Source organism: Echinicola sediminis (genome assembly GCF_054777495.1).
On sequence record NZ_BAAHAP010000022.1, the window covers coordinates 1 to 20,599 of the forward strand.

At 42.9% G+C, this 20,599-nt stretch carries 16 protein-coding genes; 5 read left to right on the forward strand and 11 right to left on the reverse strand.

Annotation, left to right across the window (positions count from 1 at the left end; translation table 11 throughout):
• The 4 genes from ACYVAA_RS07865 to ACYVAA_RS07880 form a co-directional block, all read left to right on the forward strand.
• Nucleotides 1–441, forward strand: a 441-nt coding sequence (locus ACYVAA_RS07865) for an NHL repeat-containing protein (RefSeq protein WP_460540247.1), incomplete at its 5' end; no start/stop codon positions are given.
• Nucleotides 442–535: 94 nt separating this feature from the next.
• Nucleotides 536–6,739 carry a choice-of-anchor tandem repeat GloVer-containing protein gene (locus tag ACYVAA_RS07870; RefSeq protein ID WP_460540249.1) on the forward strand — a complete coding sequence of 2,068 codons (6,204 nt, stop codon included), beginning with the start codon at nt 536–538 and terminating at the stop codon, nt 6,737–6,739.
• On the forward strand, nt 6,736–6,900 hold the full coding sequence (locus tag ACYVAA_RS07875) for a hypothetical protein (RefSeq protein ID WP_460540346.1): 165 nt from the start codon (nt 6,736–6,738) through the stop codon (nt 6,898–6,900). Before ACYVAA_RS07870 ends, ACYVAA_RS07875 begins: the two co-directional genes overlap by 4 nt.
• Nucleotides 6,901–7,163: 263 nt before the next feature.
• Nucleotides 7,164–7,460: a Bor family protein gene (locus ACYVAA_RS07880; protein WP_460540251.1), complete on the forward strand. Its 297-nt coding sequence runs from the start codon at nt 7,164–7,166 to the stop codon at nt 7,458–7,460.
• Nucleotides 7,461–8,106: 646 nt separating this feature from the next.
• Here ACYVAA_RS07880 and ACYVAA_RS07885 read toward each other — a convergent pair.
• The 11 genes from ACYVAA_RS07885 to nirB all read right to left on the reverse strand — a co-directional run bounded on the left by ACYVAA_RS07885 (nt 8,107) and on the right by nirB (nt 19,323).
• Nucleotides 8,107–9,294, reverse strand: coding sequence for a molybdopterin molybdotransferase MoeA (locus tag ACYVAA_RS07885; protein WP_460540253.1), 1,188 nt, complete (start codon nt 9,292–9,294; stop codon nt 8,107–8,109).
• 141 nt (nt 9,295–9,435) lie between these two features.
• On the reverse strand, nt 9,436–10,518 hold the full coding sequence (locus tag ACYVAA_RS07890) for a ThiF family adenylyltransferase (protein ID WP_460540255.1): 1,083 nt from the start codon (nt 10,516–10,518) through the stop codon (nt 9,436–9,438).
• Nucleotides 10,518–11,114 (reverse strand): NTP transferase domain-containing protein, encoded by a 597-nt coding sequence (locus ACYVAA_RS07895; protein WP_460540257.1) that lies wholly within the window; start codon nt 11,112–11,114, stop codon nt 10,518–10,520. Before ACYVAA_RS07895 ends, ACYVAA_RS07890 begins: the two co-directional genes overlap by 1 nt.
• Nucleotides 11,098–11,574, reverse strand: coding sequence for a cyclic pyranopterin monophosphate synthase (gene moaC, locus ACYVAA_RS07900; RefSeq protein ID WP_460540259.1), 477 nt, complete (start codon nt 11,572–11,574; stop codon nt 11,098–11,100). The genes ACYVAA_RS07895 and moaC overlap by 17 nt, the downstream gene beginning before the upstream one ends.
• Nucleotides 11,575–11,661: 87 nt before the next feature.
• Complete coding sequence (moaA, locus tag ACYVAA_RS07905; RefSeq protein WP_460540261.1) at nt 11,662–12,639, reverse strand: GTP 3',8-cyclase MoaA; 978 nt, start codon at nt 12,637–12,639, stop codon at nt 11,662–11,664.
• A gap of 10 nt (nt 12,640–12,649) precedes the next feature.
• Nucleotides 12,650–13,066 carry a molybdenum cofactor biosynthesis protein MoaE gene (locus ACYVAA_RS07910; protein ID WP_460540263.1) on the reverse strand — a complete coding sequence of 139 codons (417 nt, stop codon included), beginning with the start codon at nt 13,064–13,066 and terminating at the stop codon, nt 12,650–12,652.
• Between the two features lie 8 nt (nt 13,067–13,074).
• A complete protein-coding gene (locus tag ACYVAA_RS07915) occupies nt 13,075–13,314 on the reverse strand; it encodes a MoaD/ThiS family protein (protein ID WP_460540265.1) in 240 nt (79 codons plus the stop codon).
• A 218-nt stretch (nt 13,315–13,532) separates the two neighbouring features.
• Nucleotides 13,533–14,213 (reverse strand): response regulator transcription factor, encoded by a 681-nt coding sequence (locus ACYVAA_RS07920; RefSeq protein WP_460540267.1) that lies wholly within the window; start codon nt 14,211–14,213, stop codon nt 13,533–13,535.
• 19 nt (nt 14,214–14,232) lie between these two features.
• Nucleotides 14,233–16,050, reverse strand: coding sequence for a sensor histidine kinase (locus ACYVAA_RS07925; protein ID WP_460540269.1), 1,818 nt, complete (start codon nt 16,048–16,050; stop codon nt 14,233–14,235).
• Nucleotides 16,051–16,378: 328 nt separating this feature from the next.
• Nucleotides 16,379–16,756 (reverse strand): nitrite reductase (NAD(P)H) small subunit family protein, encoded by a 378-nt coding sequence (gene nirD / locus ACYVAA_RS07930; RefSeq protein WP_460540271.1) that lies wholly within the window; start codon nt 16,754–16,756, stop codon nt 16,379–16,381.
• 71 nt (nt 16,757–16,827) lie between these two features.
• A complete protein-coding gene (gene nirB, locus ACYVAA_RS07935) occupies nt 16,828–19,323 on the reverse strand; it encodes a nitrite reductase large subunit NirB (protein WP_460540273.1) in 2,496 nt (831 codons plus the stop codon).
• Between the two features lie 149 nt (nt 19,324–19,472).
• Between nirB and cobA the strand changes: the two genes are divergently transcribed.
• A complete protein-coding gene (gene cobA / locus ACYVAA_RS07940; RefSeq protein ID WP_460540275.1) occupies nt 19,473–20,240 on the forward strand; it encodes a uroporphyrinogen-III C-methyltransferase in 768 nt (255 codons plus the stop codon).
• Nucleotides 20,241–20,599: the final 359 nt, after the last annotated feature.

Sequence of the window (20,599 nt, forward strand, 5' to 3'; positions counted from 1 at the left end):
GTAGCAATTGAGGATGGAATTGTATATATAGTTGATCATTCAAATCATCGTATTCAGAAGATGGATTTGCAAGGGGATTTTATTAAGAAATGGGGCAACGAAGGGAAGGGAGATGGTCAGTTTACCTATCCATGGGGCATTACGATTTATAAAAATATGGTGGTCGTTAGCAGCGATAATCGATTGCAGTTTTTTGATAAAGATGGGAAATTTATAAAATCCTGGGAATTCGAAAACACTCTTTATGATCTTGCTTCAGACGGAGAATTTATTTATGTAGCAGCAGGTGATGTCATATTGAAAATTGGTGAAGACAAGCACTTTATAGATAAAATTGGAAATTTTACAGTGGTCATTGGGGTAGCCCTAAAAGAAAATGGGGACGTTGTTGCTATGGATACTTATGGAAGAAAGCTTAAGGTGTATCGTCAAAGGAATTAGTAAAAGATTTGAAGAGATAGCTCAATTCTTGCTTTTTTAAATTTGTCATTTTAAAAACTATTCCGGCCTAATTTTGAAGCAAATCATTGAAACAATGAAAATTCAATTAATTACCAGCAAGGTTTTGTTCTTCTTGGTGTTTCTCATCACTTCAAGTAGAGTATCAGCTCAAGAAATTCTTTATGGACTTACCCAAAACGGGGGACTTTATGAAAAAGGTGTTATCTATCAAATAAATGCCGATGGTAGTAATTATGTGGTCTATGGAGATTTTAATGGAGAAAACGGAGCACATCCAGGAAATGGAGCTGGTCTCACCCAGGTAAATGGAAATGATCCGTTTGCCGGATTTGCCGCACTGACCATGCAAGGTGGAGGTAGTTTAGATAGGGGGGCGCGAGCAGGGGTTGTTGCCGGAAGGTCGGGACTTCTTCCTCCATTTAAATTTCAGTTTGGAGAGAATGAAACTGGGACGCATCCCTGGGGGAGTTTTTTGTTGGGACCGAATAATTATCTTTTTGGAATGACCTCTGATGCGGGTCATTATAACGGAGGTGCAATATTTTCTTCGCGGGCACCGGTTAGTAATGGTGTGTCCAGTTCCATCCATTTTGATGGAATAAACCGGGGAAAGTCACCAAAAGGAAGCTTAATTCAAGGTGCTGATGGGCTAATGTATGGAATGACGGAGTTGGGCGGTAAAGCTGGCAAGGGGGTGATTTTTGCGTATAGATTTTCCAATAATAGCTTTGAAAAGCTTCATGATTTTGACGGTACTTTATCTGGAGCGAACCCTACCGGTAGCTTGGTGTTGGCTGCAGATGGGAGATTATATGGGATGACCAAAAGAGGAGGTAGTTTTGACCTAGGAGTTGTTTTTAGCATAAACATCGATGGAACTGATTTTATCAAATTGATTGATTTAGGTAGTTCCTTAGGCTCTCTTCCTCAGGGATCCCTGGTAGAATATTCTGATGGTAAACTTTATGGAATGACTTCCGCAGGGGGAGTAAATGGTTTTGGAACTATCTTTAGCATAACTCTTTCCGGAGAATTTACTAAACTCGTTGATTTTGATGGTGCAAACGGGAAATCTCCAGTGGGTGATTTGGTGATGTCTATCAATGGAGATGTTCTGTATGGAGCGACCTTTTACGGAGGGAAACATGATAAAGGCGTTATTTTTCGATTAGAAAATGGCAGGACCTTTTCTAAATTCCATGACTTCGAAGAAAAAACAGGGGCAAACCCGGTTGGGGCCTTGGCAGTGAGGAAAGCAATGCCAGATCTTTCATTTCCGGAATTTGAAACCAAGACCACAACAAGTGATGCTTTTGATCCACAGGTGGAAACTTCGACCGGGATGCCGACATACTTGATTTCAATGGATGAAAGCGTGGCAATTATTGAGGATAATAAAATTAAAACCGTTGGAGAAGGCTATACAGATATCATTGCTTATATAATAGGTGATTATCAATACATCCCCCATTCAATTACAAGAAAGCTGTATGTGGAAAAAACAGAACAAACCGTTGATTTTCCTACCATTCCTGATATGACCTTTGGGGATGAACCATATCAATTACGTGCTACTTCCAGTTCTGGATTGCCTGTGCAGTTTATAGGGGCAGATGAAGATGAATTTGTTATCAGGAATGCGGGTACTTTTACGGTAAGAGCTTATCAGCAGGGGGATGAAATTTACAGCCCTGCCGAAGCCTCAAGGACATTTGTAGTACATCCTGCTGAGCAATCTATTGAATTTCAACTGGGGGAGGAGGTAATCTGTTGCGAGCCGATTAATTTGAAAGCAACAGCCTCGTCTGGACTTCCTGTTTCATTTAAGACATTGGATTGGGAAAAAATATCTATAAATAATAATACTGCTACCATTTTTGAACTTGGCAAGGCTGAAGTAATTGCTTATAGTGAGGGAAATAAGAATTATAAGCCAACTGAGAAAAAAGTTTCCATTAATATTGTTATGGGGACACAAACTATTGATTTTGATTTGCCCAATAAGACATTTCAGTATGGAGGTCCAGATCAATACGTTTTTTCTAAAAGTACGAGTGAACTGCCCATTACTTATACTAGTGATCCCCCTGGGATAGCGGTTTATGATGGCCGATACTTGCGATTGATTGGGGTTGGGACGACCACTATTACCGCTAGTCAGGAAGGGAATGAACTGATGCAAACCGCCGATCCTGTTTCCCAAACCATAACCGTAAATCCCGCGGATGAACCAGGGGTCGATAATTCAATAATTTGGGAGCCCATTTTTTCCAAAATGACCATGAACCCTCCATTTAATTTGTATGCTAAAACAAGTACCGGTTTGCCTGTTAGCTATTCTTCTTCCGATACATCTGTCGCAGTAGTTTCAGGAAACCTTGTTAGGATAAAGGGAGGAGGAGTAACGACCATCACGGCAGAGCAGAGAGGTAATGATACCATTCCTGCAGCTACTCCTGTCCAATATGAGCTTCAGGTAAATAAGATGTACCAGTCCATTCCCAATTTACATTTATATAATGTGAAGTATGGGGAAATTGCTAAACCTTTAGCATCTAGAACTAGTGGAGGTTTGCCGATAAGTTATTCTTCTTCCAATCCATCAGTAGCTTATGTGGATGAAGACTACTTTTTACATTATGTGAATTCAGGTGCTGTAACCATTTCAGCTGTCCAAGAAGGAAATGAAAATTATCTTCCAGCCAATCCAAGAACTGATAGGTTTAGTATATCCCCTCTCTATCAAACCATAAGTTTTGATTCCATACCGTCAAAAACTTTTGGAGACGATCCTTTTGAACTAACAGCCGAGGCTACTTCGGGCTATGATATAGCATTTTTTAGTGATAGTACAGAAATAGCTACGGTTGAGGGGAGAACGGTTACCATCCACCAAGCGGGGACGACTTTAATTAAGGCAATGCAAGTAGGTTCACCTGGTTATAATCATGCAGAGAAGGAAATGCCTTTGGTTGTCAAAAAGGCTACGCAAAATATTTCATTTGATCCATTGCCAGAGATGACATTTAGTGATGATCCTTTTGAAGTATCGGCAACGTCAAGTGTAGGCTTACCGGTACTTTTTAAGAGCTCCAATACGGCTGTGGCGCAAATAGATGGTAATAAAGTAAATGTTGTGGGGGCAGGAACCGCTGATATTATAGCCTATCAACCTGGCAATGATAATTATAAAGCAGCAGAAGTTTCCCAAGAATTGAAGGTTAAGGACTCAGGAAAAGATTTTGGTATGTTTGGTATCACATATTCAGGAGGAATGAACAGTGGTGGTACTGTGTTTGGAATGCAGTCGGACGGAGCCAATTACAAAATACTCAAAGACTTTGCTTCATTTACTCCAGGATTTCCAGAGGGAGGTTTGATTAAAGGAAGTGATGGAAGGCTGTATGGTGCATTTTCAGCAAGTGGTAGTAAAGGGAGAGGTGCATTGGTGAGGTTTGAGGAGGATGGTTCGGGAATGAAAGAACTGTATGCGTTTGATATTGCTACGGGGTGGGACTTAAATGGAGGTCTTATTCAGGGTAGTGATGGGGCAATATACGGTACTACCAGAAAAGGCGGGACTTATAATTTGGGAACTATTTATAAGGTTAGTATTGATGGTACTTCACACAAGGTGTTAAGGGATCTTTCTGATTTAGATGGGACATTACCCAATGGCGGCCTTCTAGAAGCAACGGATGGAAAGTTATATGGGATGACCAGTTCTCAAGGTTTTTATGGTAGCGGAACAATTTTTAGTGTCAAGAAGGATGGGACTGAATTTGAGGTGATATTTCGGTTTACAAGTAGTGAACCATATAAGACAGGAGATAGCCCTAGAGGGCAGCTAATTGAAGGGGACGATGGCTATTTGTATGGAGTTATGTATAGAAGAGGGAGATATGGCAAGGGCGTACTTTTTAAAATACAGAAAAATGGAAGTAATCATACCAAATTAATTGAATTCGATGGGGTGAATTATGGAGGATACCCTGGAGGTACACTGTTGATAGGATCTGATGGAAAAATTTATGGTACTACTCAATCAGGTGGAGAGAATGATCTTGGGACTCTTTATTCGGTCAATACAGATGGATCTAATTTTACAAGGTTATTCAGTTTTGATGGAGCGTTTACGGGAAGTGAACCACAATGTCAACTTACAGAGGCAAGTGATGGATTATTATATGGGTTGACAAAAGCTGGTGGGGCTAGCTCTAGAGGTACAGTATTTAGTATCAATAGAGATGGTAATAATTTTAAAAAATTAGCTGATTTGGAAGCAACACTTTCATCAGGATCTAATGGTCCATTATTGGAAGTGACACCAGGGGAATTTATAGGGGTTACTACATTTGGTGGAAGTAGTTATTTAGGAACAGTTTTTAGTGTAAACTCTGATAGTCAATATAAACTGATTAAGGAGTTTCCTCGAGAAGTGGGCGTTGCGCCTCTAAGTTTTATTTCCGACAATAGTGGTGATTTCTATTATGGTCTTACATTAGGTGGTAGCCCCTCAGGCAATGGGTGTATTTTTAGAATTAGTGAGGATGGGGATTTCTTACAGTTTGATTTACCATTCGAGGTATTTCCCTCCAAAATCTTTTATGTTTCCACGGGGCATATTTGGGTAAGTGGTACAAGGGATGGAAAAGATGTTGTGTTTAGAATAAAAGGAGATGGTACTGAATATGAAACTTTGACAGAGGTTGTAGAAAATATTCCTAGCAAAATAGAATGGCTGACAGATACTTATGATGGGGATGTGATAGGGATAACAGTTCGTTCTGATGGTCCTGGTATCATTTTCAAAGTGAAGAATGATGGGACAGGATATACTAAAATAGGCGATATGCCAAGTGGGATTGAATTTGTAAAAAGTTCTTATGTATATGCTTCAGATGGAAATATCTACGCTATTTCAGGATATAGCCATGATTTTTATAAGATAAAGACCAATGGTGTAGTGGAGCATTTGGCAAAGCTTCCCAATGAGATAGGGCAAGTGCCAATGAAGCTAATTGAAATGAATGGAGGCAATATAGGGGCGCTAATGAGCAGTAGTGGGATAATTTCTGTGGGAAAAGATGGTAAAGGCTATAAAAAGATCTTTGACAAACCTGCAGGGACTTCTGTTGAGGATATGGTGCAATCTTTCGATGGATGGATATTTGTGGCAGAACGAAAAGGGACAATGAATGAGAATGGCCTTATTTATAAAGTAAGAAGTGACGGTTCATCTTTTACACCTGTCCATCAATTTGATATTAGGGATGGCCAGGAACCAACCGCTTTACTTTTTAAAAAAATGCCCCAGCAATTTGTGTTTGATCCGATTCCTGTTAAAGACGTCTTGACTCAATCATTTAGACCTACGACTTATACCAGTTCAGGCGCTAGATCCCAATTTACCAGCAGCGACTCTTCTGTGGCTGTAGTGGAATATGGTTTTGTGAAACCAGTCGGGTCAGGAAAAACCACTATCACGGCCAGCCTACCCCCCAATGCCAATTACTTCCCCGTAGCAGAATTAAAGCGAGAGTTGGTGGTGGAGAAAGTTAATCAAGAACTCACAATCGAAAACCCTGGCGATAGAAATTTAGAAGATCTCCCTATCCTTTTGGTAGGGACCAGTTCATCAGGCCTTCCAATAGCTTATAGGAGCAGCTCTCCTTCTATAGACATTGTAGATTCGATTGTGACAATTCTTAAACCCGGTATCGCTGAAATTGAGGCATATCAAGAAGGGGATAGAAGATATAACCCTGCTGAATCCGTTTTTTTCAGCTTTTGCATAAAACCTTCCCTGCCTTCAATTTCTTTATTGTCATATAAGCAAGACATTATTCTTAGTTCAAGTAGTGATGATGGTAATCAGTGGTACTTTAATAATAAAGTGCTTGTGGGAGAAAACGGAAAAACACTTAAGGCAAATGAAATAGGAACTTATACAGTTATGACCACTGTGGATGGTTGTTCTAGTGCTATGTCAGAGCCCTTTAATACTGTGGTCACAGGTGTTGAAAATGGGGAGAACGAATTTTATATTCGGGTATACCCTAATCCTGCTGAAAACGAGATATCTGTAGAAGTGAATGGTTTATCGGATAAAGGGACAATTGAATTGATTGATCCTCTGGGAAGAACAATAAAATTTAAAGAGTTGAATGGGGCAGGTAAGTATCTTTTAGATATAAGTAATAGTGTCCAAGGGCTGCATGTGGTAAAGGTAGTCTCTGGCAGAAATGTGCTGGTTGAAAAAGTGCTAAAACGGTGAGATTTGATTCTTTATCAGGTAAACACCCTTATGCAATAAGGCTCTTTCTGACTACTTTTAGTCTCAGAAACTGGCTTGCCGACTCCCGGTTGGAAGACCATTTGATCCTGATCAAAGGCAGCAGGGGGATGAAGTTGGAAGGCTTGGTGGAGTTTATTTAGGTAAAATGGAGGATTGTAAGGTTGTAAGATTGAAAAATTGGAAGGTTCGTTCTGGTTTTGGTAAAAAATAAAAACAATAAGTGATTTTAATATAATATAAGAATTCTATACTTTCGCGAACAGGCACGTTGGGATGTTTAATCCTTTATTGCCAAACTCAGGACCTAAGTTGTTTTTGCTTGAGATTTAAGTTGATGTTTTAAGTTCAGATTGAACTCATGTTTGAGGAATATAAATTTTGTTTAACTTTTAAAGTCGAGAAAATGATTAAAAGAACAATGAAAATGATGGGAGTTGTGTTCGCATCAGCAATGCTTTTAACTTCTTGTTATTCTTACACAAGTGTTGTTGGAGCAGGAGCTCAAGGAAATCGCGAAACAACCGAATGGAATCATTATGTAGTTTATGGATTGGCTCCTGTTGGGGTTTCTGATTCTAAACACATGGCTGACGGTGCTGAAGATTACTCAGTTCACACAAGAATGACATTTGTCAATGGTCTTGTGTCTGCCCTAACTTTTGGACTTTATACTCCAACGACCACAACAGTTACTAAATAAGGGACTTAGTAGTAAGGAAGTTTAGTTATCTAAACTTCCTTTATCATTTTAACTACAGATGAAGAAAGCCATTTTTTATACCTCCATTCTGATTGCAATCATTTTGTTGTACAATATTGTTTCTATATTCCTGTTTGATTTTAACAGGCTTACGCCCTATGGATTTGGTTATTTGACGGGGAAAATTACCTTATTCATATCTATTCTTTTTGTTGCGTTGATTATTGGAAGAAGTAGGGGGCGTTGAAGGTCGGAGAGAAGGTAAGTATTCGATCTTTTGGCCAGACGAAAAGAATTTTACCCAGAAGTGGCAGAACTATTTTCCCTTTCGGATAAAAAAGAGCTGAAATTGGCCATTTCCTGATTAACATTTCAAAGGTCCTATTTTATAAACCTTGGTAGGTCTTTTTAAAGGGGTTGTGGCAAGTATAGTTTGAAAACTTCTTAGGCGGCGCGGAGGATTAAGCAAAAGTTTTTAGGTTAAAATACCTTGATAAGGATTTTTTTGATTAATGGTGTTGAGAACAAATCATTACCAAGTTATTTTTCTTTACTTCTAATAACCCTCCAAAATCCCCGCCCGAAGCCATCTAACTGAGCGAAGTCAGGCAGCTGAGCGAAGTCAGGTAGCTGAGCGGAGTCGAAGCTACGATATTTCAATAAACCGAAACTTTTCCCCTTTCTTATAATCCCCCTCCCTTTTGGGCAGCAATAGGAAGCCATCGGTCTGGGCAAGGCTAAAGAGATCGCCTGATCCGTTATGATTTAAGGGAAGGGCCTCTCCGCTGTCTTCGTTGATTTTTACCGAAACAAAGCGGGCCAAATTAGGATTGCCGGGGATTTCTTCTCCCAGCACTTTCAGGTCAAAACGTAAGGGCTGCCCCATGGAGGCGTAGAACCATTGCTGGAAGTAAAAGAGGTGGTTGACGTAGGTGGAAACAGGGTTGCCGGGAAAAGCAAAGACCTTGGTGTGGAGCTCTGGGTGGGAGCCAAACCAAAAAGGCTTGCCCGGTCGCTGTGCTACTCGATGGAACAGCTTGTGAACGCCAAGTTCATTTAAAATATCGGGTATATGGTCAAACTTTCCTTTGGATACTCCGCCGCTTAATAAAAGCACATCATAGCTTTCAAGCAACATGGAAAGTTTTTCCCTCAAAGCATCTTTGTCATCAATGATATGGTGCATTTCTCCCTGAATGCCTTCAGCAAGCAGGGCTGCCCATAGGTTATACACATTGGATTTCCGGATCTGATGGGCAAGAGGGTTTTGGTCTACTTCGACCAGTTCATCGCCCGTAGAAATAATGGCCACAGATGGAAGCTGGGCTACTTTGATGTTGTTTTTACCAACGGTCGCGAGAATGCCGATGTCCCCGGCATTGATCTTTTTGCGTTTGGGCAGTACCAAGGCTCCTTGTTTCGAGTCAGTGCCCTGATAGTGGACAAAGCGTTTAGCTGCTTTTTCCAGCTGTATATGCGCTTTCCCTTCCAGAATTTCTATTTCCTCATAGGGGATAATGGTGTCCGTGTTTTTGGGGAGGATCGCCCCGGTCATGACTTCAAGGCAATGGGCCGGGTTATTGAGGCTCATTTGGGGAGCGCCGGCAGCTTGAATGCCTTGGATGGGATAGACAGCTTGAAGAGGGCTGTTCAAGTCGGGCACTTGGACTGCAATACCGTCCATCATCACCCGGTCAAAAGGTGGTGCATCACGATCTGTGAAAATATCCTCTGCTAAAAAACGCCCCATGGCTTGGGTAAGCCTTACTTCTGTGGTACCGTAATTATGGGTTTGGTTAAGTACGATTTCAAGGGCTTCTTGTACGTTGATCATTGCTGTTTAGGTCCTAGGTAGTGGTAATATAAAAACGTATAAATTTTTCCTGCAGAACTTGTTGATAAACTCAGATTTATTGTCAGGCTTTGATAGATGGCGCAAATTTTAATGATGGCCACCCTGAACGAAATCGAAGGGTTACTCTTCCTGCTTGGTCTTCAGGTGGTTTAGCCCTCCTGTCAAATTGAAAATCCGCGATTCTGGATAGATTTCCTTAAGTAGTGTGCCCGCCTGTAGGCTTCGTTTGCCGGATTGGCAGATGAGTACTGTTTTTTTGGAAGCATCAATTTCCTGATGACGTGATTCAAGTTCATGAAGAGGAATGTTCCGAGCGTTTTCCAAAGGATTTTGATGGAATTCCAGTTCAGTGCGGACATCCACCAATTGAATGTTTTCTTCGTTTCTCATTAGCTCTAAAAAATCCCTTGGACTTAATTCCTGCAAATCAGCTTTAGGGACACAGACAGTTTGGTGATAGCTGCTTTTTAGCTTCGAAATGACCTTGTTTTGAGGAAGGGATGGAACCCCGATTTTAAGGTGGTTTTGACTTAAGGTATCAATGAGCAATAGTTTTCCTACCAGAGGCTCCCCGATACCAGTAAGGATTTTTACCGCTTCAATGGCCTGATAGGTGCCGATCAATGCGGGCAATACCCCCAGTACCCCATTTTCATCACAGTTTCTTATGGCTGAGGTGTCACTGGCTTCTGGGAACAAACAACGGTAAGTGGGGCCTTCTTGATAGTTGAGCACGCTTACCTGTCCTTCAAAATCATGGAGGGCGCCGTAAATAAATGGTTTGTCCAGGATCACACATGCGTCATTGACCAGGTATCGGGTGCCGAAGTTGTCTGAAGCATCAATGATCAGGTCATAGTCCGCGATGGTTGCCAAGGCATTGTCCGGGGTGAGAAACTCCTGAATATTGATGAGCCTGGTGGCGGGATTCTGCTGCTGCAGCCTTTGGACAAGCACAGTTGTTTTTGAACGTCCGATATCCGAAGGGCTGTATAGGGTTTGGCGGGCCAGGTTGCTTTCGTTCACGATGTCATTATCCATAAGGCCCAGTGTACCCACTCCAATACCATTGAGGTATTGGGCGGCGGGGGTGCCAAGTCCCCCTGCACCTATGATCAGGACACTGGATTGGGCCAGCTTTTCTTGGCCGGCCTGTCCAAAGCTGTTGAGCTTAATATGTTTTTGATAGCGGTTGGCAGACATCAGTTTTCCTCAATCCTGGCCTTGGCCAGTTCATAATCCTCCGGAAAATTGGCATTGAAGAGTTCCAGGTCGTTTTCCGGGTAAATCAGTTCCACATCAGCATTCATCAGGAATTTTCTTGGGCAGCTTTTTTCGGTTTCCTGCATGAACTTTTCAGCAGCAATCAAACCTTTAGGTTCCCAGATGCCTATCAGCGGTTCTGGCAATTGGGATTCATGTGTGGCATAAACCGTAGCTGATTTTTTTGGCTGCCGCTGCTTTAGCAAGGCTCGCAGGCTTTCTTCATGTATATGGGGAAGGTCTACTGCCACCACCAGCCAGGCTTTGTCCGGATATTGGTGATGTGCTGAGAGGATGCCGTTTAGCGGTCCCCGGTAGAGGTCCTCATCCAAAATATAGTTCAGGCCTGAATTGATGATGTTTTCTTGGTCAGCCCTGCAACTGATAAATGTTTTTGGACATAATTCCCGTAAAGTGTGGTACAGGTAGGAGCGGTGATTGGTTCGGTAGTATTGGAGTTCTCCTTTGTCTTGGCCCATTCGTGAGCTTTTTCCACCCGCCAATACTAGTCCATATAAATCATCTGTTGAATACATGTTTTCCTCCTTCTTTAGCCATAAGTTTGGTTTCGCTGATAATGATGTCGTGGGAAAGTGCCTTGCACATATCATAGATGGTCAGTGCGGCCACACTGGCTGCTGTCAATGCCTCCATTTCCACGCCGGTTTTTCCTTCGCATTTGACAGTCGCCGTAATAAGCAAGTGCTTGTCCCTTGGCAGGATGTCCAATTGTATTTTGCTTAGGGATAAGGGGTGGCACAGGGGAATCAAATCTGAAGTCCTTTTTGCCGCCATTGTTCCTGCAATAATGGCTGTTTGAATTATGCTGCCTTTCTTCCCTAAGAAGTTATCTTTTTGGAGGTCTTCAAATACAGCCTCTGGAAACTTAACGATAGACTGGGCAGTGGCGGTGCGTTGGGTAATGGCTTTTTCGGATACGTCCACCATTTTTGCCTTGCCGTCACGGTCTACATGGGATAGTTGTTTGTCCTTCATGTGAGAGTTTGTACTAAATTTTTCCGGCAAAACCGGAGTGAAACCTTTGGGTTTGATAGTTAACTGTCCAAGCGGATGATAAGTTTCTTATCCGCCGATCAAGGTCATTGATTTTTTGGTTACGGATTGATTTTCTGCTTCAAATCCGTCCTTATGACGGGTTTGCATGGCCGTGGAAATGCTGAATTTCAGCCCGTTGATATTGCTGTTTCCCCTGACGAGGGATTTGAGGTCGATGGTTTCGGAGGCATAAAGGCAAGTCTGCATCTCTCCTTTGGCCGTTACACGAACGCGGTTGCAGGTGCCACAAAAAGTTCTGGAATAAGAGGGGATTATACCGAAAGAGCCTTTCGCACCATTGATGCTATAATTTAATGAAGTAGAGCTGGGAGCTGAAGGTAGTTTTTTTACCTCAGCAAAGTGGGATTTGATGTGCTCTATTATGGCAATATAATCCCATTTCAATGTAGCCTTTCCTGAGGTTTGTCCATTGAAGGGCATTTCTTCCAAGAAACGAACACTGAGCGGGTGTTCTTTTATAAAATGGATAAATGGGATAATGTCTTCGGTGTTTTTTCCATCCATGACCACGCAGTTCAGTTTGACATCGAAGCCTTCGTCCATCATCCTTTGGATGTTGGACATAACGGTGTCGTACTGGTCTCTTCTGGTGATATGGTTAAAGCGGGCCTTATCCAAGCTGTCAAAGCTGACATTGATTTTGGTGATGCCCAGTTGCTTTAGCTTCTGGATGTGCGGACCGATCAAGGTGGCATTGGTGGTAATGGAAATCTCTTGTACGCCGTCCAATCCCTGGAGCTTTTCCAAAAAGTCCATCAGGCCCTTACGCACAAAGGGCTCTCCTCCGGTGATGCGGATTTTGTCTATGCCCATTTCCACAAAGGTTCGGGACAGGAAGAAAAGCTCCTCCCAACTTAGTAATTCATGTTTGTGGGCAAATTGCACCCCCTCTTCAGGCATACAATATTGACATCGCAGATTGCAGTTATCCGTGACAGCGAGTCTCAGGTAATTGATCGGTCTTCCGTGGTTGTCAATAAGCATGAATAATCGTTTAGGGATGTGCGTTTATCCAAGAACTGTGGTCTTGGTAGGTTTCTTTCTTCCAAATGGGAACCACTTCTTTTAAGCGGTCGATCAAATACCTGGAAGCCCGAAAAGAAGCATCTCTGTGGGCGGAGGAGACTCCGATAAAGACCACAGGATCGGTAATCTGTTTTTCTCCCACGGCATGGACCATGACTACCTTGTTCAAGGGCCATTTTTTGCCGGCCTCTTCTGCTAGTTCTTCCATTTTTAACAAAGCCATTTTTTCGTAGGCCTCAAAAAAAAGGTGGCTTACATCTTTTTGGTTGTTAAGGTCCCGGACAGTGCCTATAAAGGTACAGATACCTCCACTCTTGGGGTGGATCAGCTTTTGGTAAGCCTCATTGATATTGATCTCGGGTGTGATTTCGATATGACTTTCCATAAATATAATTAGCCTCCGCTGACAGGAGGGATCAAAGCTACCTCATCGTGTTTGTTGACAAGCGTTTCTTCTGTGGCATAAAACAGGTTGACTGAAACGGCTAAAGAAGGAAGATTGATTAAATCTGGGTATTTTTGGTAAAGCAAATTTTTTAAATCCTTTACTTTGACAAATGTCTCTTCAACCGGGAAATCTATCAAAGCTGCTCCGGTAATGTCCTTGGCAGCTCCAAACGCATGAATTTTCATAGTTACCAGTAGTTTTGCTTCAAATGGTTTGTTTTGGATGTGAAAACCGCTCACCTTCAGTGAGCTAATGATTCCCTTGCAAGATACAAAAGAAAATTATTTTTACGTAATATTACGTAAAAATAATACGTAATCAACTCCTGCTGGACCAGAATGAAGCCATGGGCAATTTAAGAAGAAAAGCAAGAAGTACAAATCATGTCAGGAAATGACTTCGCTCAGTTACTTTCAATGTGCTGTTTTAGGCCAGGCTCATCCTCCAGTTTCTTTAAAAGTTCTACTACATTGCTGACCTTCAGCTTTTTCATGATGTTGAACCGATGGGTTTCAATGGTCCTGACGCTTTTTCCCAGCTGTTCGGCAATTTCCTTGTTGCTGATGCCGTCTGAAATCAATTTTAGGATTTGCTTTTCCCTTTTGGTGATGTCATAAGTATTGGCAGGGCTTACACTTTTGGTTACTTTGCGGTCTTTTACATTCAGGTAGCTTTTGACCAAGACTTGGCTAATGTCTCCGCTGAAATATTGCCCACCTTGGAAAATGGTGCGGATGGCTTTCATAAACTCGTCTTTACTGGTGTCTTTCAGCAAATATCCTGAAGCGCCGCTATCGATGGATTGCAGGATGTAATCTTCATCGTCATGCATGGAAAGAATAAGGGCTTTGGTGGGGATTTTTAGAGCAGTCAGTTTTTTGGTGGCATCAAGACCGTTCATAACAGGCATTCTGATGTCAATGATAAGCAGGTCCGGCTTTAGCGCTTTTACCTGTTCCAGGGCTTCTTCTCCGTTGGATGCTTCCCCGATGACTTCCACTTCCCCCTCGTTTTCGAGGAGGTTTTTGATTCCGCTTCTAACGACCATGTGGTCATCAGCCAATATGACTTTTATCTTTTCCATTATATTCGTTTTTTCTTTTTTAATCCAGTGGGACATGAATGCTGATGGTAGTCCCTTTTCCTTTTTCGGAAGAAATGGTGCATTGACCGTTGATGAAGTTGGCCCTCTCCCGAATATTGAACAGGCCGTGCCCTGAAGCGGAAAAATGACCTTTTTCTTCCAGTTTGCTGATGTCAAATCCCTTGCCATCATCAGCTATGTCCAAATTGAGGTACTGTGAATTATGCGAAAGCGTGATTTTTACCTCGTTGGCCTCCGAGTACTTGATGGCATTGTTGACGGCCTCTTGGCAAATCCTGTAAAGGTTATTCTCAATTTTTCCTTCTAGCCGGCTTAGGAAACCGGTTTGGTTTTCGAAGGTTACCTCTAGATCGGAAAGTTTGGTGATTTCCCTGCAAAACTTGTTCAGGACTGGCACGATGCCATAATCAGAAAGCGCACTGGGGGTCAGGTTGAAGGATATCCTTCTCACTTCTTTGATCACATTTTTTAATAGGTCTTTGCTGGTTTTTAGTTTTTCCTTTTCAAAATCAGAGCTTACCGAATGAATGCCTTCCAGGTTAAACTTCATGGCCGACAATAACTGCCCAATACCGTCATGCATATCCCTGGAGATTCTTTTTCTTTCTTCCTCCTGTCCTTCCAGGATCAGGGCGGAGCGGAACTGTTGCTCCTTAACCTTCTTTTCTATTCGTTCCCGGTTGATTTCCTGTGAGATGGCTTCGGCTTCCTTTTTTTCTGTTTCATCCGTAGCAATGACCACCAGTGCCTCGACGTCTGTACTGTCACCCATGGTCGGGATGATGTTCATTTTTATCCAAACAAAATCACCCATCTCATTGGTCACTTTGATATCTCCGCTCCACGTTTTTCCTGAAAGTGTCATTTTCTGAATGTTTTGGAGGTATTTCGAATCATAGCCCTGATCCTGGAACCATTGGAAGATGTTTTTTGGTCCCTCTTCATCAAATTCCATCAATCGCGAAAATTTCTCGGAAAAATAATAGAAGTCACCGTTGGGTTTACTTTTGGCAAAAACGGTATAGTCTTCCACGGCTACATCCACTTCTAAGAGGTCCTGATAGGCTTGTTCCAGAGAGCTGTACAACGAACTGATTTCCAAAGTCATTTTCTTGGCCTTCTGCTCAGACTGCAAAAGCTTCTTGAAAGTCTTGCGGATGGTCTTGGCGGAAGGTATGAAGATGAAGAATATTTCGAAGGCAATTACTCCCAAGGAGATGATCAAAAGGAAAATTTCTACACTTTGAAGGTTGGTTACTTTGTCCTTGGCCTCATTGTCATATTGGAATACAATCTTATCCATTCCATTCAGAAAGGCCTCCTCGTGCTGGATGACTTGATTGATGTCATTCCTGAGGCTATCAGTAGGAGCCTGGATATTTGATTCCAATGTTTCAATGATATTTTGGGAGGCGGAGACCATTTGAGCAAAGTCGGAGGAGATTTCCTGAAACAGGCCTTGGATGGTCCTGCTGTTTTTGCCGCTCAAACCCAGCGATTCATAGCTGTACATCAGTCCTTGATGGGTTTCCTCCCAGTCTTTCAGGGCGATATCCAACTCTTTAAGGTATTGGGATCTTTTGGAAGTGTTCACGGAATCGCCGAGTAGCAGTACGCATTTGCTTATGCGTTGGCTCAGCATTCTTTGTCTTCCGGATAGGTTGACTACCCTTGAGTCGTTTTTTTGCTCACTTATAAACTTTTGAACCAAGATTTGACTGATGATAATGCTGGTGGCGATGGCGCACAAGGCAATAAGGTAATATCGGACCAGTTTCTCGTATTTTGGTCTCTCGGACAAATTCAGGTTTTCCATGTTACGATAATTCCGTAGCAAAGTAAGTAATAACACTTAAAAAAGTAAGTGTTACTTGTTTTCTTTAATGTTAAAATACGTTGATAGAGCGAGGAGATGAGGGAGTATTGACCACGGAATGCCCCAAGGTTTCACGGAGGTCTCTAAGTTTTTAGGGTTCCTATTTGGATTGAAGTGGCCAAACCTGCCATAACTTCCAGCCAGCCATTGGTCATGACAGTTTGATGAATTGACGGGAGTTTTTTGGCAAAAAAATAAGAAAGCAGGGTTTACCAACCAAACCCTGCTTTAGTAAAACGAAAAATAGGTCTACTACTAATTGTTGCTTTTAGTGCTCAAATCCCACGTATACATAGCCATCTTCTATTTTGATAGGATAGGTGGCGATGTCACAGGTATCTCCGTTGATGTTTTTACCTGTTTTCAGTGAGAATGTCTTTTTATGGAAAGGACAAGCCACTTTGGGTTCTCCCTCTTCGGAGCCTATCATCCCGCGGGACAGGATCATCTGCATTTTGTGGGGGCAAAGGTTCTGGCAGGCATACCATTCGTTTCTTCTGGTGAAGTTGAAGACGGCAATCTGAAGGTCTTTGTACTTGATGCAGGCTCCGCCGTTTTCAGGGAAAGCTTCCACCCGGGCTGCTTTGAACCAGTTTTTTACTTTGGACGTATCGGCTGTTTTATATTTTTCCAATTCTGAAATCATAGTTGCTAAGTTTTAGGAAATTGATGTTGGTGATTCCTGTTCACAGTCTTTTTATCTGAAGGCTTGCAAGATCAACCCCATGAAGCAGGGATTTTTTGACCTCTCATATCCTGGAACTGCAAGGTTGGATCTTCCTCCTCTGCATTCACAAAATGCTTGAACTTCGCTCTTAGCTCAGGATTGTTGACTACTTCTTTCCATTCGCAAGCGTAGGTGTTGATCATAAACTGCATTTCTTTTTCCAGTTCTTCGCCGATTCCCAAGCTGTCATTGACCACAACATCCCGCAGATAATCCAGACCTCCTTCGAGCTTGTTCAGCCAAGTGGCCGTTCTGGTCAGAGGTTCCGCTGTACGGATGTAAAACATTAAGAATCGGTCAATGTATTTTAAGCAGGTTTCGGTGTCCACATCATTGATCAGCAACTGTGCGTGTTGCGGCTTGGAGCCACCGTTTCCACATACATAAAGGTTCCAGCCCTTTTCAGTGGCAATGATGCCAAAGTCTTTACTTTGTGCTTCGGCGCATTCACGGATACATCCAGAAACGGCACCTTTGAGTTTGTGCGGGGAGCGCAGTCCTCGGTACCTTTCTTCTACTTGAATAGCAAAGGAAACAGAGTCTTGCACACCGTAGCGACACCAAGTGCTGCCCACACAGCTTTTTATGGTTCTTAGGGATTTGCCGTAAGCATGTCCGCTTTCAAAACCGGCGTTGATCAGCTCTTCCCAGATGTCTGGCAGTTGATCTACACGGGCACCAAAGAGGTCGATACGCTGACCACCAGTGATTTTGGTATAAAGTCCGTATTTTTTGCCTACTTCGCCGATCACGATAAGTTTTTCCGGCGTGATTTCGCCACCAGGGATTCTCGGTACTACTGAATAAGTGCCGCCTTTTTGGATATTGGCCAGGTACCTGTCGTTGGTGTCCTGGATAGTGTCCTGTTTTGTGACCAGTTCGTTCCAAGTACTGGCAAGGATAGAAGCGACTGCGGGTTTGCAGACCTCGCAGCCGTCTCCCTGTCCAAACTGATCTAAGAGTTCGTTGTAAGTCTTGATGCCCTTTACCTTCACGATGTCCAGCAGTTCCTGACGGCTGTAGTCAAAATGCTCACAAAGAACATTTTTGACGGCTTTACCCATTGATTTTAGCTGATGTTTCAACAGGTCATTGACCATTGGCATACATCCTCCACAGCCTGTACCGGCTTTGGTGCAGGATTTGATCTCATCCACTTTTGTTACACCGTCGTTTTTGATCAGGTCGCAGATGGCACCTTTGGTGACATTTTCGCAAGAGCAAATTTGGGCTTCCTCAGGAAGGCTTTCCACACCTGCTCCGGCAGCTTCTTTGCCACCTCTTGCTCCTAGGATCAGGTCCTCAGGCTCAGGAGGTAAAGGCATTTTGTTTTGGGTCATTTGGAGCAGTATATTGTATGCCGAAGCATCGCCTACCAAAATTCCCCCCAGCAGACGTTTTCCATCCAGGGAGACATTGATACGCTTGTAAATACCGCTGTTTTTATTTTCGTATACAATAGGTTTAGAAGGTTCGAATTCACCAAAGGGATCCCCAAAACTTCCTACATCCACCCCGATCAGCTTAAGCTTGGTGGACATGTCGAAGCCCATAAATGGCTTCACTTCATTGTTAGTCAGTTGATTGACCACCTGGGTGGCCATTTCATAGCCTGGTGCTACCAGACCATAGATCATATTTTGATAGGACGCTACCTCGCCGATAGCGTAGATGTTTTCATCGTCTGTTTGCAGGAATTCATTTACCACAACTCCTCCCCGAGGTGCGGTAGACAGTCCGCATTCCTTGGCCAGCTCGTCACGCGGTTTGATGCCGGCAGAAATGATCAGCATGTCTGTAGATAGATTGGTGTTGTCGGCAAAACTCATTCCTGTCATTTTGCCATTGCCATTTATCTTTTTGGTGTTTTTGCTGAGATGGATGGAGATACCCAGTTCTTCCAATTTTGACTGAAGGGTGGATGATCCCGCCTCGTCCAGCTGGCGTGGCATCAGTCTAGGAGCAAATTCAATCACATGGGCTTCCAGGCCCATGTCTATTACAGCCTTCGCCGCTTCCAAGCCTAACAAACCTCCACCAATCACCGCAGCTGACTTTGCCTTGCCGGAGTATTCTATGATAGCATCCAAGTCTTCCAAAGTACGGTAGACGAATACGCCTTTTTTGTCCACACCATCAATCGGAGGGACAAAGGCGCCGGAGCCGGTTGCCAAAATCAACTTGTCATAGTCGTAATCATGGCCGGTATGGCTGATCACCTTTTTCTGCTCCCGATCGACTTTGACGATCATTTCATTGGTGTGCAGATCGATGTTGTTCTCTTCATACCATGACCTCGGAGCCATGATCAGGTCATCTGCTGTGGAGCCAGAAAAGTAGGCGCTCAGATGGACCCTGTCATAGGCAGGCCAAGGTTCTTCTCCAAAGACCGTGATTTCAAAATCCCCTTCGGTGGCTTGAGCACAAAGTTTTTCGCAAAACTTGTAGCCCACCATTCCATTTCCGATTACTACTATCTTTGTCATATGAATTTTGGTTTTGGCTTGTTTTTCTAAGTAATTTGACTGAATTACTGACTGATTACGGTGGCTAAGTTATAAATTAATTTTTATAATACGTAAAAATACGTAAAAAAATACTTAAATTTGTTTCAGCAACTAAGTAGAAACACGATATGGGTACCTTAAATAAGAAACTTTCGATAGTAGGGGCTGGTCCAGGAGATCCGGATTTGATTACCTTAAAAGCGATTAAAGCATTGAAATCGGCAGATGTGGTGCTTTATGATGCTTTGGCCAATGAGGCCTTATTGGAGTATGTCCCAGAGACGGCGTTGAAGGTTTTTGTGGGAAAAAGGGCCGGGATGCATTACAGACAGCAAAGGGAAATCAACCGGATGATCGTCAATTATGCGGAAACCTGTGGGCATGTGGTACGCTTGAAGGGAGGAGACCCTTATGTTTTCGGTAGAGGACATGAGGAATTGGAATATGCGGCCAAACATGGTGTACCCACGGAATACGTGCCCGGAATAAGTAGTGCCATGGCGGTGCCGGGATTGAGCGGAATCCCTTTGACCAAAAGAGGTGTCAATGAGAGTTTCTGGGTAGTGACCGGGACCTTAAAGGATCACTCCACAGCAAGGGACCTTTATTTTGCAGCTCAATCTTCTGCTACAGTGGTTATTTTGATGGGGGTAAAAAAGTTGCCTGAAATAGTAGCGCTCTTTAAGGAGTACCGAGGAGCTGCGGAGTCGATTGCCATGATACAAAACGGAAGTAGGTCGGATGAAAGGAGCATTGTGGGAGATCTGGGAAATATCATTAAACTTCAAAAGGAAGAGGGTTTAACGGCTCCAGCGATCATTGTGATCGGGGAGGTGGTGAAGGAAAAGGGAAGGCAGTTGGGAAGCTATCTGGAGGAAAAGGTATTGGCTAAGTAGTAGTCAGTAGAAAGTATCAGGTGTCAAGAATCAAGTATTTGGTATCAAGTAGCAAGACTGGAGTCATCAGCAAAGAAGAAAGAGCAAAGTAGGCGGGCGGAGGAATCATGGCATGGCTCAAAGTCATTTGGCGCTCATTCAGATTTGTCATCTGGATGTAAGATAAGGTGGGCCAATACAGGCCAATATATAAAGTACTCATTACAAACGAGGACTGGTGTGATTTCTCAACCTTCAAACCTTCCAGCCTTACAACCTTAAAATCTTTCAATCTTCCAACTTTTTCCAATTTTACAATATTCTAATTCTAAATAAGGCCTGAAAGAGGGGCGATCTTTCCAAGTGTCGGGAAATACTTC

Bases quoted from the DNA above. Each gene is read 5' to 3' on its own strand.
- ACYVAA_RS07870 (WP_460540249.1), top strand. From the start codon at position 536: ATGAAAATTCAATTAATTACCAGCAAGGTTTTGTTCTTCTTGGTGTTT.
- ACYVAA_RS07880 (WP_460540251.1), top strand. From the start codon at position 7,164: ATGATTAAAAGAACAATGAAAATGATGGGAGTTGTGTTCGCATCAGCA.
- ACYVAA_RS07885 (WP_460540253.1), bottom strand. From the start codon at position 9,294: ATGATCAACGTACAAGAAGCCCTTGAAATCGTACTTAACCAAACCCAT.
- ACYVAA_RS07890 (WP_460540255.1), bottom strand. From the start codon at position 10,518: ATGTCTGCCAACCGCTATCAAAAACATATTAAGCTCAACAGCTTTGGA.
- ACYVAA_RS07895 (WP_460540257.1), bottom strand. From the start codon at position 11,114: ATGTATTCAACAGATGATTTATATGGACTAGTATTGGCGGGTGGAAAA.
- moaC (WP_460540259.1), bottom strand. From the start codon at position 11,574: ATGAAGGACAAACAACTATCCCATGTAGACCGTGACGGCAAGGCAAAA.
- moaA (WP_460540261.1), bottom strand. From the start codon at position 12,639: ATGCTTATTGACAACCACGGAAGACCGATCAATTACCTGAGACTCGCT.
- ACYVAA_RS07910 (WP_460540263.1), bottom strand. From the start codon at position 13,066: ATGGAAAGTCATATCGAAATCACACCCGAGATCAATATCAATGAGGCT.
- ACYVAA_RS07915 (WP_460540265.1), bottom strand. From the start codon at position 13,314: ATGAAAATTCATGCGTTTGGAGCTGCCAAGGACATTACCGGAGCAGCT.
- ACYVAA_RS07920 (WP_460540267.1), bottom strand. From the start codon at position 14,213: ATGGAAAAGATAAAAGTCATATTGGCTGATGACCACATGGTCGTTAGA.
- ACYVAA_RS07925 (WP_460540269.1), bottom strand. From the start codon at position 16,050: ATGGAAAACCTGAATTTGTCCGAGAGACCAAAATACGAGAAACTGGTC.
- nirD (WP_460540271.1), bottom strand. From the start codon at position 16,756: ATGATTTCAGAATTGGAAAAATATAAAACAGCCGATACGTCCAAAGTA.
- nirB (WP_460540273.1), bottom strand. From the start codon at position 19,323: ATGACAAAGATAGTAGTAATCGGAAATGGAATGGTGGGCTACAAGTTT.
- cobA (WP_460540275.1), top strand. From the start codon at position 19,473: ATGGGTACCTTAAATAAGAAACTTTCGATAGTAGGGGCTGGTCCAGGA.